We start from the raw sequence: 14352 nt of genomic DNA on the forward strand, positions 1-14352 counted from the left end.
GCCGGCGCAGCCGTAGCCCGCATGAGCGAACGTCGACGCACACCGGGCGTCGGCGGAAGCGACATGCGGGGACACCCTCGCGTCGGCATGATGCGTGGAGAGAGCGGCCCCAGGTCGCTGCGCTCGCCCCGGCTACGGCCGTTGCGCAGTTGGATGGAGGACCGGCTGATAGCCGGCACGCAGCGCGCGCAGGGTGGAGGGCGGGGTCAGCAGCAGCGGCGCGGTGATGTCGTCGCGCGGCGCGTCATAGCCGGCAACGGACCATGGCAGCGCCTTGCCCTGCAGGATCAGGAAGCTCGCCTCGCCGGCCTGCACCATCGTGCCGTCAGGCAGCTCCGCGATCGGTCCCGGCAATGGATGCAGCCGCTTCCGGCCGCGATCGAGCCGCTCGCGATGCAGCGCCACGTCGATCTCCGCAGCACGAACACCGCTGCCGCCGTTGCCCTGCTCCCACGCCGCGCGAAAGCGGTTGGCATCGTCGCGCCGGCAATAGAAGCACGGCCGGTGGCCGGCGGCGAAAGCCGTGGCTTCATCGAGGAAGAACAGCTCGGTCCAGCTCCGCGTCGCCATCACCTCGCGGCGGCGGCCGCGGAAGTCGCACAGGCACACCAGCCAGGCGGAGCTCGACCAGCGCCTGTTCCGCAGCGTCTTGGTCGCGGGATCATGGATGATGCCGCGGTTGCCGGTGAACAACCCACGGTGCGGCGTGGCGATGATCTCGCCAGTCGGGGTGACGCGGTTCTGCAGAGGCATCAAGGCGCTCCGCTCCAGCCGTCATTGCGAGGAGCACTTGCGACGAAGCAATCCAGGATGTCTCGTTGCGACGATTCTGGATTGCTTCCGCCGTCGCCCTCCGGGCTATGGCGGACACGTCGCTTCGATCGCAATGACGGGCCCTGCTCACGCCGCTCCGTCGCGCAGCGGCGGCGCGAACGACAGCGCGGTGTCCCAGGGGAAGAAGATCCAGGTGTCCTGCGACACCTCGGTAATGAAGGTATCCACCAGCGGCCGGCCCTTCGGCTTGGCATAGACGGTGGCGAAATGGGCGTCCGGCAGCATCTCGCGCACCAACTGCGCGGTCTTGCCGGTGTCGACGAGGTCGTCGACGATCAGGAGCCCCTTGCCGGTGCCGCCGCCGAGCTTCAGCGTATCCTCGGAGATCGCCTTCAGGATGTTCAGCTCGCCCTGGCGGGTGTGGTCGTAGCTGGCGATGCCCACCGTATCGATCACGCGCACGCCCAGTTCGCGCGCTACGATCGCGGCCGGCACCAGGCCGCCGCGGGTGATGGCGATGATGGCCGCGAACGGGCCGACCTCGTTCAGCCGCCAGGTCAGCGCCCGGCAGTCGCGGTGAAACTGGTCCCAGGACACCGGGAAGGCCCGCCCCGCCCGCTCCTCTGCAGTCAACGTCTTGTCCGTCATCTCGCTTGTCCATCGCCTCTCGAAAGCCAAAACTGTCTTAGCGCGTCACGTTCAGCCCGGCGATCATCTCCTTCACCGCGGCCATCGCAGCCGACAACTTGTCCTGGTCGCGCGAGCGCACGACGAGATGCGTATTCGGCTTCTGGTCCTCGTCGATGAAGGGATAGCTGCCGATGATGGTGTCAGGATGCGCCTTGGCGATCTCGCGCAACGGACCGCCGATGTCGCCCTCGCGCGCATTGGCGCGGACGGTTTCCGAGAGCATGCGGACACCGGATTTCAGCTTCGGCGCGACGATATCCATCATCGCCTGCATGATCGAGGGCACGCCTGCCATGACGATGACGTTGCCGAGCTTGAAGCCGGGCGCGAGGATGGTCGCGCTCTGGATCAGCTCGGCGCCGTCCGGGATGCGCGCCATGCGCAGCCGGGCCTCATTGAGCTCCTGCTCGCTCCAGCGCTCGCGGAAGCGCGCCACCACCTCGGGATGATGGTCGATGCCGACGCCGAAGGCCTTGGCGATCGCATCAGCCGTGATGTCGTCATGGGTCGGGCCGATGCCGCCGGTCGTAAACACATAGGTGTAGCGGTGCCGCAGCGCGTCCAGCGCCGCGATGATGTCGGGCTCGTCGTCCGAGACCACCCGCACCTCCTTCAGGTCGATGCCGAGATTGGTCAGGTATTCGGCGATGAAGCCGATGTTCTTGTCCTTGGTCCGGCCGGACAGGATCTCGTCGCCGATGACCAGCAATCCCGCGGTGACGATGTCGCTCATGGTTTCTCCTTGCATCTCCCGTCTCTTTTGGCCCGGGCCGGCGCCAATGTCATCCGGTACGTCAGCGGTTATGCCGCGGATTTGAGCATCATGCAGCCGGTTTTTCGGGCACGATTTCCGCACCCCCCACCAAATGCCGCTGAGGAATGCATATCGCGCTGGCCCGGCCCTTGCTACCATCATGCAGAGTCATGCAGTGTATGGCGAGGCTGGGACATACGGGCATCTATGGCAGTTGCGTTCGACGAGATGAACGAGCCGGACGGCGAAGTCCGTCAGGCCTATCAGGAGCTGTCGCGGTGGCTGAAGGAAACGCCGCCGGACGCGCTGGAATATCGCCGCCAGGAGGCGGAATTGCTGTTCCGGCGAATCGGCATCACCTTCGCCGTCTATGGCGAGGCGGAAGCGCAGGAGCGGCTGATCCCGTTCGACGTGATCCCGCGCATCCTGTCCGGCAAGGAATGGACGCTGCTGGAAAAGGGGCTCAAGCAGCGCGTCAAGGCGCTGAACATGTTCCTGCGCGACATCTATCATGGCCGCGAGATCCTGCGCGCCAACATCGTCCCGGATGACCTGATCTTCCAGAACCCGGTCTTCCGCCCTGAGATGAACGGGCAGGACGTGCCGCACGACGTCTACGTCCATATCGCCGGCATCGACATCGTCCGCGTCGACGCCAACGACTTCATCGTGCTGGAGGACAATGCGCGCACGCCGTCCGGTGTGTCCTACATGCTGGAAAACCGCGAGATCATGATGCGGCTGTTTCCGGACCTGTTCGCGCGCCACCGCGTCGCGCCGGTCGAGCGCTATCCGGACGAGCTGTTGTCGGCGCTGCGCTCGGTGGCGCCGCTCAGCGCCTCGGCCGAGCCGACGGTGGCGCTGATGACACCCGGCATCTACAATTCCGCCTACTACGAGCACTCGTTCCTGGCCGACAAGCTCGGCATCGAGCTGGTCGAGGGTCGTGACCTCATCGTCAAGAACGACGAGGTGTTCATGCGCACCACCGAAGGGCTGAAACGGGTCGACGTGATCTACCGCCGCGTCGATGACGATTTCCTCGATCCTCTCACCTTCCGCCCCGATTCGGCGCTCGGCGTCCCCGGCCTGATGGCGGCCTACGCCGCCGGCAATGTGACCCTGGCCAACGCCGTGGGCACGGGCATTGCCGACGACAAGGCGATCTATTCCTACATGCCCGACATCGTGAAGTTCTATCTGGGCGAGGAGCCGATCCTGAAGAACGTGCAGACCTGGCGCTGCCGCGAGCCGCAGGATCTCTCCTACGTGCTCGACCATCTCGGCGAGCTCGTGGTCAAGGAGGTGCACGGCTCCGGCGGCTACGGCATGCTGATCGGTCCGGCGGCCACCAAGGCGACGATCGAGGCGTTCCGCGACAAGCTGAAGCGCGAGCCCGAGGGCTTCATTGCCCAGCCGACCTTGGCGCTGTCGACCTGTCCGACCTGCGTCACCTCGGGGCTGGCGCCGCGCCATGTGGATCTGCGGCCGTTCGTGCTGACGGGGCGCGACCGCGTCACCATCGTGCCCGGCGGCCTCACCCGCGTGGCACTGAAGGAAGGCTCGCTGGTGGTGAATTCCAGCCAGGGCGGCGGCACCAAGGACACATGGGTGCTGGATGAGTAGAGGCTGCTTCAACGGGGGCGGTGCGTCCCATCTTCCTGAAGGATGGAGTGTGAGCACACATCTTGCCACACCGACGGTGCACCCTCTCCCTTTGTGGGAGAGGGTGGCGACGAGCGTCAGCTCGGCGCCGGGTGAGGGGTTCTCTCGGCATACGCAAGCGCGGATAGAGACCCCTCACCCGGCTTCGCTTCGCGAATCCACCCTCTGCCACAAGGGGAGAGGGTGGACCGAGGACGCAGCGAAGACGTGTGCTCAAATGAGCAGGGTCAGAGAGGGGGTCCACTCTCTCCGCGATTTCGCGTCCACTTTCGCGCGGAGAGAACCTCCGCCCCGCCCCAGCAAGCGTCACATGCCAAGCAGCCGATAGAAACCGCCCCATGCTCTCGCGCACCGCCGAAAACCTGTACTGGCTGGCCCGCTATGTCGAGCGCGCCGAGTACCTCGCCCGCACCATCGACGCGACCCTGCGCGTCACCGCCCTTCCCGCCGCCTATATCGGCAAGACCAACGAGTGGGAATCGGCGCTGATGACCGCTGGCGTCAATGTCAGCTTCTACGAGGTCTATGCGGAGGCCAACGAGCAGAACGTCGTCGAATATCTCTCCTTCAGCCAGTCGAACCCATCCTCGATCAGGAACTGCATCGAAGGCGCCCGTCTCAACGCCCGCTCGGTCCGCACCGCGCTGACGTCCGAGATGTGGGACACGCTCAACGGCTCCTGGATCGAGCTGCAGGAGGTGTGGAGCAAGGGCACCAAGACGCGCGAGGAACTTGCCCGCTTCCTGCGCTTCGTCCAGGAGACCTCGCTGCGCTTCGACGGTTCCGCCTACCGGACCATGCTCCGTAACGACGCCTATTGGTTCTCCCGGCTCGGCCTGCATCTGGAGCGCGCCGACAACACCGCCCGCATTCTCGACGTGAAATATCACGTGCTGCTGCCCGAGGAGGAGCATGTCGGCGGTCCGCTCGACTATTACCAGTGGACCTCGATCCTGCGCTCGGTATCGGCGCTGACGGCCTATCACTGGGTCTATCGCGAGACGCTCAAGCCCTGGCTGATCGCGGATCTCCTGATGCTCAACGACACGCTGCCGCGCTCGCTGGCGAGCTGCTACGGTAATCTCGTCCGCAATCTCGACCAGATTGGCGTGGCCTATGGCCGCCAAGGCCCGGCCCAGCGCCATGCCCGCGGCGTCCGCAACCGGCTCGAGCATTCCAACATGGACGACATCTTCCAGCACGGCGTGCACGAGTTCATCCAGGAATTCATCTCCGACAATTCGCGGTTGGGAGAGATCATCACCAAGCAGTACCTGATCTGAGGGCCCCGCCGCGGCCGAGACTGTGGCCGGGAGACCACTTCCGGCGCTTCGGTGCGCCCCTCGGCCCAGTCGAAGGCCGGCCTGCCCTTTCGAGGGAAGGTGAAACGAGCTACCGCGGTAAGCAACCTTACAAGATCGATCGACCGCCATGCGCCTGCGTATCTCTCATTCCACCACCTATCGCTATGAGCCGGCGGCAACCGGCGTCATCCAGATCATCCGCATGACGCCAGGCAGTCATGACGGCCAATATGTCGCGGAATGGCAGATCGACGTTTCGACCGATTCGCGCCTCGACATGCACGAGGACGCCTTCGGCAACATGACCCATGTGATCACGCATGGGGCACTGCAGGATCTGACCATCACCGCCGAAGGGCTGGTCGAGACGCACGACACCGGCGGCGTGCTGAAGGGAACGGACGAGCGGTTTCCGCCCGTCTTCTTCCTGCGCCAGACCCCACTCACGACCGCCAATGCCGCCATGGCCGCTGTCGTGCGCGACCTGCGCGCGGAATCGGAGAGCGACCAGCTCGGCTTCCTGCACACGCTGATGACGCAGGTCTACGAGCACATGACCTTCGACGAGGACCCGACCAACAGCGGCACCTCGGCCGCGGAGGCGTTCGCCCTGAAACGCGGCGTCTGCCAGGACTATGCGCATATCTTCATCGCCTGCGCCCGCGCCGGCGGCATCCCTGCCCGTTTCGTGTCCGGGCATTTCCTGCGCTCCGATGGTGCAGTGCATCAGCAGGCAGGCCACGCCTGGGCCGAGGCCTATGTGCCCACGCTGGGCTGGGTCGGCTTCGACGCCGCCAACTGCATCTGCACCACCGATGCGCATGTCCGCGTCGCGATCGGGCTCGACTATCTCGGGGCGGCGCCGGTCCGCGGCACGCGCTATGGCGGCGGCCACGAGACACTGACCGTGAAGGTGAAGGTCGAGCAGGTCGGCCGCGGCGGCCAATCGCAATCGCAGTCACAGCGGCAGTCCTGAAATCCGGAACCGCCGCTCCTAGCTAGCCCCACCACCGGTGTCATTCCGGGGCGCGCGGTAGCGCGAGCCCGGAATCCATCGGGCGGCAGAACGCGCGGGAAAATGGATTCCGGGCTCGTGCTGTGCACGCCCCGGAATGACGACCTTTTGTGTAGCGGCCGCTCATCCGGGCAACGGCACTCCCGGTGACATACGCGACCCGATCAGGGTTGGACGAGCCGCCGAATTTCGCTAGTAATTTGCGCACTGGCTCGAGGGGATGACGATGACCTATTGCTGCGGAATTCTGGTGCGTGACGGGCTCGTCATGATCGCCGATACCAGGACCAATGCGGGTCTCGACAACGTCTCGACCTTCCGCAAGCTGCACATCTTCTCTAATCCCGGCGAGCGCATCGTGGCGGTCGCCAGCGCCGGCAATCTCGCCGTCAGCCAGTCGGTGCTCTCGACGCTGACCGAGGGCATGGAAGATCCTGATACGGGCGAGGTCGAGACGCTCATGAATGCGCCCACGATGTTCCAGGCGGCGCAGCGCATCGGCAAGGCGATCCGCATGGTGCACGCGACCGAAGGCCCGGCGCTGAAGGCCGAGGACATCCCCTTCGACGTCTCCTTCCTGTTCGGAGGCCAGATCAAGGGCTCGCGGATGCGGCTGTTCATGGTCTACACCGCCGGCAATTTCATCGAATGCACGACCGACACGCCGTATTTGCAGATCGGCGAGCACAAATACGGCAAGCCGGTGCTCGACCGCGCCATGCATTACGACGTCGAGCTCTACGAGGCGCTCAAAACGGGCCTGATCTCGATGGATTCGACCATGCGCTCCAATCTCGGCGTCGGTCTGCCGATCGACGTGCTGGTGGTGCGCGCGGAGGTCTGCGAGGCCGATCTCAACCACCGCATCGAGGCCGGCGAACCCTATTTTCACGATCTCCGCTCGCGCTGGTCGGCAGCGCTGCGCGCGGCGCACAACAACATCCCAAGGCCGCCCTACAAGACTCAAAGCGAATCCAAACACTGAAACTGCAAAACACTGAAAACACTGAAAACGTAAGGTGAGGAAACATGGCTGAAGCGGCAAAGAAGATCGCGCTGGTGACGGGCGCAGGCACGGGCGTCGGCCGCGCCGCATCGCTGGCGCTGATGAACGCCGGCTTCACCGTGGTGCTGGTCGGGCGCCGCAAGGAGATGCTGGAGGAGACCGCGAAGCTCGGCGTATCGGGCATGAGCCTGCCCGTCACCGCCGACATGACCGATCCCGCCTCGATCGCGGCGCTGTTCGACACGGTCAAGGCGACCTACGGCCGGCTGGATCTGCTGTTCAACAACGCCGGCATGGGTGCGCCGCCGGTGCCGTTCGAGGACCTCACCCTGCAGCAGTGGCAGTCCGTGGTGGCGACCAACCTCACCGCGCCGTTCCTGTGCACGCAGCATGCTTTCCGCATCATGAAGGACCAGTCGCCGCGCGGCGGTCGCATCATCAACAACGGCTCGATCTCGGCGCACGCGCCGCGGCCGTTCTCGTCGCCCTACACCTCGACCAAGCACGCCATCACCGGTCTCACCAAGGCCTCGAATCTCGACGGCCGTGCCTATGACATCGCGGTCGGCCAGGTCGACATCGGCAACGCCGAGACGCCGATGACCGAGCGCATGGTCGGCGGCGTGCTGCAGCCGGATGGCCGCATGATGCCGGAGCCGCGCATGGACGTGAAGGCGGTCGGCGATGCCGTGGCCTACATGGCCTCGCTGCCGCTCGACGCCAACGTCCTCTTCATCACGGTGATGGCCACCAAGATGCCGTTCGTGGGACGGGGGTAGTTCAAGCCCGTAGGGTGGGCAAAGGCGCTGCCGCGCCGTCTCCTCATGCGAGATCGCAATGGCGCCGTGCCCACCGTCTTACTGACGAGTTGGCCGATCGACGGTGGGCACGCTGCCGCCTGACGGCGGCCGCTTTGCCCACCCTACGGCCCTACTCCAGCCGCTCGACCTTGCGCAGGCTGGGAAACAGCTTCATCCAGAGCAGCGCGATGGCGATGGTGCCGACGCCGCCGAGTACGGCGGCCGGCATCGCGCCGAGCAGCGCCGCGGTGACGCCGCTCTCGAACTGGCCGAGCTGGTTGGAGGCGTTGATGAACAGGAAGTTCACGGCGCCGACGCGGCCGCGCATCTCGTTGGGCGTCGCGAGCTGAACGAGTGAGAAGCGGATCACCACGCTGATCGTGTCGGCAGCGCCGAGAATGGCGAGCGCCAAGACCGAGACCCACATCACGTGCGAGACGGCAAAGACGACCGTCGCCGCGCCGAACACGATGACGGCCTGGAACATGCGCAAGCCCACGCGCCGGGTGATGGTGTAGCGCGCCAGCACCGCGGTCATGGCCAGCGCACCGACCGCAGGCGCGGCGCGCAGCACGCCGAGCCCGAACGGTCCGGTCTCGAGAATGTCGCGTGCATAGATCGGCAGCAGCGCCGTCACGCCGCCGAGCAGCACCGCGAACAGGTCGAGCGAGATGGTGCCGAGGATCGCGGGATTGGCGCGGATGAAGCGCACGCCGGCGAACAGGTCGGCCTTGCTGCCGTCGAGCCGCTCGGCCGGCACATCCTCCGGCACCTGCATGGCGCCGGTCAGCACCATGCCCGCGAGCCAGAACAGCATCATGATGCCGTAGGGCAGACCGGGCGCGACCGCATAGGCGAAACCGCCGAGCGCCGGACCGGTGATGGTCGCGAGCTGGGCTGCGCCGCTCGACAACGCGCTGGCCCGCTGCAAGGTCCCCGTCGGCGCGATCAGCGGCAGCAGCGCCGCGGTGGCCGGGCTTTCGAACGCGCCGGTGATGCCGAGCACGAAGGTAGCCGCGAACAGCTGGAATTCGCCGAGCTGGCCGGCAGTGGCGCCCCAGCATAGATAAAGCGCGGTGAGCGCCTCAGTGAGCTGGCAGAGCTGCACGACGCGCTTGCGCTGGAATCGGTCGGCGGCGCTGCCGGCCACGAACACCAGCAGGGCCGTCGGCAGGAACTGGATCAGCCCGACCATGCCGAGGTCGAAGGCGCGCCCGGTGAGATCGTAGATCTGCCAGCCGATCGCCACCGCGGCGATCTGGCTCGCAAAGCGCGACAGGCTGCGCGAGGACAGAAAAAGCAGGAACGCGGCTTGCTTCAGCAAATCGCGCGCGCCGATCGGGACCGTGGACGACATGATGGCGCCTTGCGTGACGCACGCCCATCCGCTTGTCAACGCAGCCCTGAGCATGGCGGCACGGCATTGCGCGGAGCTGTTCCCTGCGCTCATAATGAACCGGGTTCGGGGGATCTGATGCTTCAGCTGCAATCGGCGTTCGGGATCGTCGCGCTGCTTGCGATCGCCTGGGCGCTCGGCGAGAACCGGCGCGCGGTCTCGCTGAGACAGGCGGCGCTCGGGCTCGCGGTGACGATCGTGACCGCGGTGATCCTGCTCAAGGTCCCCACTATCGCCCGCGCGTTCGGCACGATCAACGACGCCGTCGGTGCGATCTCGGCCGCCTCGCGTGCCGGCACCGCCTTCGTGTTCGGCTATGTCGGCGGCGGTGCCTTGCCGTTCGACCTCAAGGCGCCCGGTGCCGATTTCGTCCTCGCCTTTCAGGCGCTTCCGATCGTGCTGGTGATGAGCGTGCTGACGACGCTGCTGTTCTATTGGCGCGTGCTGCCGCCCTTGGTGCGCGGCATGGCCTGGCTCTTGGAGCGCACGCTCGGCGTCGGCGGCGCCGTCGGGCTGTCGACCGCCGCCAACGTCTTCCTCGGCATGGTCGAGGCGCCGCTGTTCATCCGCCCGTACCTGGCGCAGATGACGCGCAGCGAGTTGTTCCTGGTGATGACCGGCGGCATGGCCGGCATCGCCGGCACGGTGCTGGTGCTGTACGCGACCTTGCTGGCGCCGCTGATCCCGGATGCCGCCGCGCATTTCGTCATCGCCTCGGTGCTCGGTGCACCGGCCGCGATCCTGATCAGCCTGATCATGGTGCCGGAAACATCGAAAGATCTCACCGGCGGCGCGCTCGGCGATCCCGACATGCAGGCCTCCTCGACGATGGACGCGATCGTGAAAGGCACCAGCGCCGGGCTCGAACTGCTGATGAACATCATCGCGCTGCTGCTGGTGCTGGTCGCGCTAGTGCATCTCGCCAACGCAATCCTGTCGCTGCTGCCCGCGATCGACGGCGCCGCCATCTCGCTGCAGCGGCTGCTCGGCCTGGTGATGGCGCCGGTGTGCTGGCTGATGGGCCTGCCGTGGTCGCAGGCCGTCACCGCCGGTAGCCTGATGGGCACCAAGACGGTGCTGAACGAGCTGATCGCCTATGTCGAGCTGGCGAAGCTCGACACGACCGTGCTCGATCCACGCGCGCGGTTGATCATGCTCTATGCGATGTGCGGCTTCGCCAACTTCGCCAGCCTCGGCATCATGATCGGCGGCCTCGGCACTATGGCGCCGACACGGCGCGACGAGATCAACGCGCTCGGGCTGAAATCAATCGTCTCGGGCACCCTCACCACCTGCCTGATGGGCGCGATCGTCGGCGTGCTGACGTGAGCTGAATTCGGTCACGCTTGGGCGCAGCAGCGGCGCGACCTTCGCCATGACGTAGTCGGAGCCTTCCGCCGTCAGATGCGCGTGATCGAACGACAGCGGCGCGCCGCCGACCGTCAGCGGACAACGGCGCTGCTCGCAGACCGCGGACAGGATCGAGAGATATGAGACCCCTTCCCCGGTCGGCAGCGCCGCCTGCATCGCCTGATCCAGCGCAAAGATGTCCGAGCGCGTGAACGTCTCGGGATCCGGCGTGACGCCGCGCAGCGTGGCGCGCGCCAGCATCGAGGGCAGCCGCGTGCGAAATTGGACGGAGGGACCGAGCAGGACCACGGGAATGCCGGCGTCATGCAGGCGGGCCAGCGTCTGCCTGAGGTCGCGCACCATGCCGTCGAAACGCGGCGGGCGCGCATTCTCGAGCCAATCCGCCGACATCACCACGAGATCCGGCCGCGCTTGCGCGAAATAGTCGCGCATCTGGCTTGCGAACGCGCGGCAGGATGCGACGCCCTGCGTTTCCGCGCTGAAGGTCGGCATGCAGGTGGGCTGGCTCGCCTGCATGATGTTCACGCTCTCGGCGTCAAGGCTCGCTGTGAGGCCGTGGTAGTAGTGCGCAGCGAAACTGTCGCCCCACAGCAGGATATTGGTCTTGCCGGCAACGAGACGCAGACAGTCGTCGGGAACGCGCCCGTCCGGAGTCGTGAAGCACGAGCCGTAGCGATAGACCGGCTTCATGTCGTAGCTGTTGTAGGCATCGAGCCGCTGCGCGGCGCGATCGGCCTCCGACGTGCTGCCGTTGAGCATCAGGCCAGCGCCGGCGCCCAGCAGCAGCAGCACGCTGGCAGCGGCCGCGAGGCCGAACACGGCCCGCGGTGTCGGCGCGATCGCCTTGGTCCGGAACGGCCGCTCGACGAAGCGCCACGACAGATACGACACCACGACCGTCAGCGCGAACAGCGCGATGCGCTCGGAGCCATCGAGCGCGAGCCCGGGCTTGGCGAAACGGGCGAAGGCGAAGATCGGCCAGTGCCAGAGATAGAGCGAATAGGAGATGCGGCCGACGAACGCGGCGACGTTGAGCGGCGACAGCCGGTGGCGCGGGACGTCGGCGATGCCGGTCCCGCTCCACAGGAACAGCGCCGCGCCGAGACAAGGCGCGAGCGCGTTGACGCCCGGGAAGCCGGGGCCGGGTCGCAGCGCGAAGATCGGCACCGCCATCAGCAGCAGCGACAGCCCGCGCGCGGCCTGCTGCACGAGGCCTGCGCGCGGCGCCGGAAGGGCTGATACGGCCACGAGACTGCCGAGCAGGAATTCCCACGCCCGCGCCGGGCTCATGAAGAAGGCGGTCGCCGACGCGCCCTCGCGCATCAGGATCACGGCAGACGCAAAGGCTGCGAGGGCGAGCCCCCCCAGCGTCAGCGGCAGTACCAGGCGGCGCCCGCGCGCTATCCGCAGCACGGCCCAGACCGCGACGGGCAGCACCAGATAGAACTGCTCCTCGACCGCGAGCGACCAGGTGTGCAGCAGCGGCTTCTCCACCGCCGCATGGTCGAAATAGCCGGCTTGCTGCCAGAAGAAGAGGTTCGAGGTGAAGGTGACGACGGCAGCCGCCGCGCGCAGAAATTCGGCGCGCTCCGAGCTGAGCAGATCGTGCGAGGCCGGGATCGCCGTCAGCGCCACCATCACGTAGAGCGCCGGCAGCAGCCGCCGCACCCGTCGCTCGTAGAAGCGGGCGAAGGAGAAGCGGCCCGCGGCGATCTCCGAAGCGATGATGCCGGTGATCAGATAGCCGGAGATGACGAAGAAAATATCGACGCCGACGAAACCGCCGAAGATCGCGGGCGCCTCGAAATGGAAGCCTGTGACCGCCAGCACCGCGATCGCGCGCAGCCAGTCGATGTCGTCGCGATGAGCTGGATTTGAATCTGGACCTGCGCTTCCACTGACGATGCGTGGCTGCACAAACGCACGCGCACGAGGCGCGGGCATGGTCGCTGAGCGGAGCTGGGCAGCAAGGGGCGGCAACGGGACGAATACGCCTTACACAAGCCCGCGGCGAGCAGGGTACTACCAATCCGCCGCCGGCCCATCCGTCCCTGTGAACCGAGACAGGATGTCAACACACACGCGCGATGGGACCGCCGTCCACCGCGCCCGAATGTTTCCATCCGTTTCTGTCGGCTTTACGTCGAGAGTTCGACCGTTTTGAAGTCGGCCGGCAGGATCACCTCGAGCAGCTCGACGTCGTCGGAATAGTCGAGGATCATGTGGCGGATCTTCGGCGGCTGGGTCCAGCAGCTGCCCTCCTTCATCAGCGTCTCGCCGACGCCTTCCAGGTAGCTCTTCACCCAGCCCTTGAGCACGTAGACCATCTGGAAGTCGACGGCGTGGGTGTGCAGCTTCGACACCTCGTGCGGATTGCACGGCGGCAGCATGCGGATGACGTGAGCGCGCGCCAGGCCGTGGGTCGCCGTTGCAATGCCGAGGTCGCGATAATGCGCATAGGCGCGCAGGCCGTCGGCCTTGAAGTCCTCCTCACGGTGATGGCTGATGGCGACCTTCTGCTTCGGCCGCCGCGGCGCCGGCGCTGGGCGCGCGTTGCTGGCAAGCGTCTTGCGCGCGGAAGGCGTAGCCGCCCTGCCCGGCTTTGCGGACGTCTTCGCTACGGCCTTGCTGCTGGTCTTGGCAGCGGTCTTCCCAGCCGCATTGCTGCTCTTGCCGGTCTTCCGTGCCGCGGCCTTCGCAGCGGCGCGTGATGCGGGCTTGGTCGTACGGCTCTTGCTGGCCATGGTGCTCTCCCTGCGTGTCCTCGATCACGAGAGTAGCACACATTGGAGGAGCTCCGCAGTCTCCCCATCACAGCTCGTCATTCCGGGGCGCGCGCAGCACGAGCCCGGAATCCATTTCCCCGCACACTCTGCCGCCCGATGGATTGTGGGTTCGCGCTGCGCGCGCCCCGGAATGACACTGGTGATGTGGCGCCCGCTGTGGCTTCAGCCCAACTGCTGTGGCGTCAGCTCAATGCAGCACGAACACGCCGTCGACGGCGCGCAGCTCGGCCGGCTTGATCAGCTTGGAATGCGCCACCGTGACGGAGAACAGCGGCCCCTCGATCTTCTGCTCCCAGAACGACAGGAAGTCCTGCAGCGCCGGGAATTTCGGAAACAGGTCGTAGTTCTGCCAGACATAGGTTTGAAGCAGCGAGCGGTGATCCGGCATCCGATACAGGATCTGCGCCGTCGTCAGCCCATAACCCAACACCTGTTTCCGAAAGTCCTCGGAAACCTCAACCTTCGAACCCATGCCAACCTCCGTTTCTGGAGCGCATGTCCGCGTGGCCAACCGGGATGGAGCCACCCGGCAACGATGCGCTCACCTCTCGAAATGTGACGCATGTCCTCCACTCATCTCAAGCTTAAATGTTTAACGGCTTGTTGAAATATGCTGCATTAGCAGCGACTTAGCCCGGGTGCTAATACGGTGTTTCACGTTCCGTTCCGCGCCCGTTAACGATATCGGAACGCTTTGGCAGACCGCGCAGTCGACTGCTAATTTTTCTGCTAGAAGGCCTTGCTCGGCAGAGGACTCTCGCCTATCTCCAGCGCGCGTGCTGGCACTCGCC

General features: G+C 66.0%; 13 protein-coding genes. 6 read left to right on the forward strand and 7 right to left on the reverse strand.

Translation table 11 applies throughout. From position 1 onward, the window contains the following. Window positions 1-132 precede the first annotated feature (132 nt). The 3 genes from LQG66_RS10080 to LQG66_RS10090 form a co-directional block, all read right to left on the reverse strand. Window positions 133-753: a hypothetical protein gene (locus LQG66_RS10080; protein WP_231326029.1), complete on the reverse strand. Its 621-nt coding sequence runs from the start codon at window positions 751-753 to the stop codon at window positions 133-135. A gap of 147 nt (window positions 754-900) precedes the next feature. After that, window positions 901-1422, reverse strand: a complete 522-nt coding sequence (gpt, locus tag LQG66_RS10085) for a xanthine phosphoribosyltransferase (protein ID WP_231326031.1) — start codon at window positions 1420-1422, stop codon at window positions 901-903. A 37-nt stretch (window positions 1423-1459) separates the two neighbouring features. Continuing rightward, window positions 1460-2197, reverse strand: a complete 738-nt coding sequence (locus LQG66_RS10090) for a competence/damage-inducible protein A (protein ID WP_231326033.1) — start codon at window positions 2195-2197, stop codon at window positions 1460-1462. Window positions 2198-2425: 228 nt separating this feature from the next. Here LQG66_RS10090 and LQG66_RS10095 point away from each other — a divergent pair, with 228 nt between their 5' ends. The 5 genes from LQG66_RS10095 (at window position 2426) to LQG66_RS10115 (ending at window position 7987) form a co-directional block, all read left to right on the forward strand. After that, complete coding sequence (locus LQG66_RS10095; protein ID WP_231326035.1) at window positions 2426-3844, forward strand: circularly permuted type 2 ATP-grasp protein; 1419 nt, start codon at window positions 2426-2428, stop codon at window positions 3842-3844. 377 nt (window positions 3845-4221) lie between these two features. Further along, complete coding sequence (locus tag LQG66_RS10100) at window positions 4222-5166, forward strand: alpha-E domain-containing protein (protein WP_231326037.1); 945 nt, start codon at window positions 4222-4224, stop codon at window positions 5164-5166. A gap of 148 nt (window positions 5167-5314) precedes the next feature. Further along, window positions 5315-6163, forward strand: coding sequence for a transglutaminase family protein (locus LQG66_RS10105; RefSeq protein WP_231326042.1), 849 nt, complete (start codon window positions 5315-5317; stop codon window positions 6161-6163). Window positions 6164-6428: 265 nt separating this feature from the next. Beyond that, entirely contained in the window at window positions 6429-7187 is a 759-nt protein-coding gene (locus tag LQG66_RS10110; RefSeq protein WP_231326043.1) for a proteasome-type protease, read from the forward strand. Window positions 7188-7231: 44 nt separating this feature from the next. Next, the gene (locus LQG66_RS10115; RefSeq protein ID WP_231326046.1) at window positions 7232-7987 is read left to right on the forward strand and encodes an SDR family oxidoreductase; all 756 of its coding nucleotides are present in this window, start codon (window positions 7232-7234) and stop codon (window positions 7985-7987) included. A 151-nt stretch (window positions 7988-8138) separates the two neighbouring features. On the opposite strand, the gene LQG66_RS10120 is transcribed toward LQG66_RS10115, so the two are convergent. After that, entirely contained in the window at window positions 8139-9365 is a 1227-nt protein-coding gene (locus LQG66_RS10120; protein WP_231326048.1) for an MFS transporter, read from the reverse strand. Between the two features lie 117 nt (window positions 9366-9482). On the opposite strand from LQG66_RS10120, the gene LQG66_RS10125 reads away from it, so the two are divergent. Beyond that, window positions 9483-10733 (forward strand): NupC/NupG family nucleoside CNT transporter, encoded by a 1251-nt coding sequence (locus LQG66_RS10125; protein WP_231326051.1) that lies wholly within the window; start codon window positions 9483-9485, stop codon window positions 10731-10733. Here the strand turns inward: LQG66_RS10125 and LQG66_RS10130 are convergent. The 3 genes from LQG66_RS10130 to LQG66_RS10140 all read right to left on the reverse strand — a co-directional run bounded on the left by LQG66_RS10130 (window position 10671) and on the right by LQG66_RS10140 (window position 14033). Next, the gene (locus LQG66_RS10130; protein WP_256460609.1) at window positions 10671-12692 is read right to left on the reverse strand and encodes an acyltransferase family protein; all 2022 of its coding nucleotides are present in this window, start codon (window positions 12690-12692) and stop codon (window positions 10671-10673) included. The two genes, LQG66_RS10125 and LQG66_RS10130, sit on opposite strands and share 63 nt — an antisense overlap. Before the next feature lie 221 nt (window positions 12693-12913). Beyond that, window positions 12914-13519, reverse strand: a complete 606-nt coding sequence (locus LQG66_RS10135) for a cupin domain-containing protein (protein ID WP_231326053.1) — start codon at window positions 13517-13519, stop codon at window positions 12914-12916. A 229-nt stretch (window positions 13520-13748) separates the two neighbouring features. Continuing rightward, the gene (locus LQG66_RS10140) at window positions 13749-14033 is read right to left on the reverse strand and encodes an usg protein (protein WP_231326061.1); all 285 of its coding nucleotides are present in this window, start codon (window positions 14031-14033) and stop codon (window positions 13749-13751) included. Window positions 14034-14352: the final 319 nt, after the last annotated feature.

The organism is Bradyrhizobium ontarionense (genome assembly GCF_021088345.1).
Taxonomy (GTDB): domain Bacteria; phylum Pseudomonadota; class Alphaproteobacteria; order Rhizobiales; family Xanthobacteraceae; genus Bradyrhizobium; species Bradyrhizobium ontarionense.

What these genes read in the sequence shown, in the direction of transcription:
- LQG66_RS10095 (WP_231326035.1), top strand. Translation starts at nt 2,426, where the DNA reads ATGGCAGTTGCGTTCGACGAGATGAACGAGCCGGACGGCGAAGTCCGT.
- LQG66_RS10100 (WP_231326037.1), top strand. Translation starts at nt 4,222, where the DNA reads ATGCTCTCGCGCACCGCCGAAAACCTGTACTGGCTGGCCCGCTATGTC.
- LQG66_RS10125 (WP_231326051.1), top strand. Translation starts at nt 9,483, where the DNA reads ATGCTTCAGCTGCAATCGGCGTTCGGGATCGTCGCGCTGCTTGCGATC.
- LQG66_RS10140 (WP_231326061.1), bottom strand. Translation starts at nt 14,033, where the DNA reads ATGGGTTCGAAGGTTGAGGTTTCCGAGGACTTTCGGAAACAGGTGTTG.
- LQG66_RS10090 (WP_231326033.1), bottom strand. Translation starts at nt 2,197, where the DNA reads ATGAGCGACATCGTCACCGCGGGATTGCTGGTCATCGGCGACGAGATC.
- LQG66_RS10135 (WP_231326053.1), bottom strand. Translation starts at nt 13,519, where the DNA reads ATGGCCAGCAAGAGCCGTACGACCAAGCCCGCATCACGCGCCGCTGCG.
- LQG66_RS10120 (WP_231326048.1), bottom strand. Translation starts at nt 9,365, where the DNA reads ATGTCGTCCACGGTCCCGATCGGCGCGCGCGATTTGCTGAAGCAAGCC.
- LQG66_RS10115 (WP_231326046.1), top strand. Translation starts at nt 7,232, where the DNA reads ATGGCTGAAGCGGCAAAGAAGATCGCGCTGGTGACGGGCGCAGGCACG.
- gpt (WP_231326031.1), bottom strand. Translation starts at nt 1,422, where the DNA reads ATGACGGACAAGACGTTGACTGCAGAGGAGCGGGCGGGGCGGGCCTTC.
- LQG66_RS10105 (WP_231326042.1), top strand. Translation starts at nt 5,315, where the DNA reads ATGCGCCTGCGTATCTCTCATTCCACCACCTATCGCTATGAGCCGGCG.
- LQG66_RS10080 (WP_231326029.1), bottom strand. Translation starts at nt 753, where the DNA reads ATGCCTCTGCAGAACCGCGTCACCCCGACTGGCGAGATCATCGCCACG.
- LQG66_RS10110 (WP_231326043.1), top strand. Translation starts at nt 6,429, where the DNA reads ATGACCTATTGCTGCGGAATTCTGGTGCGTGACGGGCTCGTCATGATC.